This window comes from Streptomyces sp. NPDC006476 (assembly GCF_040612015.1).
In the GTDB taxonomy this organism is placed as follows: Bacteria; Actinomycetota; Actinomycetes; order Streptomycetales; family Streptomycetaceae; genus Streptomyces; species Streptomyces griseorubiginosus_B.
This window is the reverse complement of the sequence record NZ_JBEXPK010000279.1, coordinates 1-1711: the sequence shown is the minus strand read 5'-3', so window position 1 is coordinate 1711 and position 1711 is coordinate 1. Positions and strand designations below refer to the sequence as shown.

Sequence of the window (1711 nt, the reverse complement as noted above, 5' to 3'; positions counted from 1 at the left end):
GCCTGGTCTCCGACCGCACCGCCCTGCGCTAATCACCCAACAGCCAACCCGCCAGGCCAGCACGCTCCCACCTCAGTCGTGCACCACGTCGTTACAACATCAAGACCTCCAATCTGCTGGGCGCGCGAAAGCCCGAGGCTAGACTCAATACCGGTAACTTAGGGGCAATCCGGTCGTTGTTGTTGGCGTGGCAAGAGCGGGTCAGTCGAAGTCATCTGGTGAGCGGTTGTCGGACCGGGTCGCGGTCGGGGTGCTGACACAGGCGTTTCCTCAGTCGCTTGTGGACGAGGTGTTGGCGGAGACGGGTCGGGTGCAGCAGCGCAACCGGCTGTTGCCGGCCCGGCTGGTGGTCTACTTCGTGTTGGCGATGTGCCTGTTCTCCGGGCAGAGCTATGAGGAGGTCGCCCGGCTGCTGACCGCGGGTTTGCAGGGTGCGCGGCGTTGGCGTGCGTCGTGGGTGGTGCCGAGTACGGCGGCGATCTGGAAGGCCAGGTCCCGGCTGGGGGTAGCGCCGTTGCGGCAGTTGTTCGCGAGGGTGTGCCGTCCGGTTGCCACACCGGGCACTCAGGGCGCCTTCTACCGCGACTGGCGGCTGACCGCGATCGACGGCACCACCTTCGACCTGCCCGACACGAAGGCGAACGTGGAGGCGTTCGGCCGTCCGCCCCGCTCCGGGCGTGGTGAACAGGACGTCGGCTAGCCGCAGTTGCGCATGGTCAGCCTGGTGGAGTGCGGTACCCACGCCGTCTTCGATGCTGCGATCGGAGGTCTGCGGACCGGAGAGCAGGCTCTGGCCCGGGCGGTCCTGGTGTCCCTGCGGCCTGGGATGCTGCTGCTGGCCGACCGTGGCTTCTACAGCGTGGACCTGTGGCGCACAGCCGCGGCGACGGGGGCGGACCTGCTGTGGCGAGTCCGCAAAGACCTCGTGCTGCCGGTGGTCGAGCAGCTGTCGGACGGCTCCTACCTCACCGAGATCTTCGACCGGAGCGACATCCACCACATCCGTCCCGGGCTGCGGGTACGCGCGGTGGAGTACACCATCGCCGGCCACGAGGGCGTCTACCGGCTCATCACCACGATCCTCGACGCGGACCAGGCCCCGGGCGCGGAACTGGCCGCGCTCTCTACGCCCAGCGATGGGAGTTCGAGTCCACCCTGGACGAAATCAAGACCCACCTCGGCGGGCCGCACCTGGTGCTGCGTTCGCAGCACCCTGACGGGGCCGAGCAGGAACTTTACGGCTTCCTGCTCGTCCACCACGCCATCCGGCACCTGATGCACCAGGCCGCACGACAAGCCGACCAGGACCCCGACCGGATCTCCTTCACCCGCTCACTGCGCGTCATGCGCCGCCAGGTCACCGACCAGGCGGCATTTTCCCCCCGGCCGACTCGCCCACGCGGTCAAAGCCACCCACGCTGAACTCCTCGAACGCCTCCTGCCACCGCGACGCCGCCGGGCCAACCCCCGCGTCATCAAACGCAAAGTCGCCAACTGGCCCCTCAAACGCGCCGCCCACCACGTTGCAGACCGCCCAAGTGTCCCGGCCGTCACCATCGTTGGTGCCACCAAACCGAAACGGGTCAAGCGAACACCAAAACCCTAAGTTACCGGTATGACTCTGTTGGTGATCTTGTGGGAAGGGCTGACGGGAGGGCGGTGGGGTGCTTCGCTGAGCATGTGCGGGGTGACCTCGGGTTCTGGGGTGTGG

At 67.3% G+C, this 1711-nt stretch carries 1 pseudogene; it reads left to right on the top strand.

Features of this window, described 5'->3' with window-relative positions:
• Positions 1-187: 187 nt before the first annotated feature.
• A pseudogene (locus tag ABZZ74_RS54005) lies at positions 188-1422 on the top strand (IS4 family transposase).
• Positions 1423-1711 lie beyond the last annotated feature (289 nt).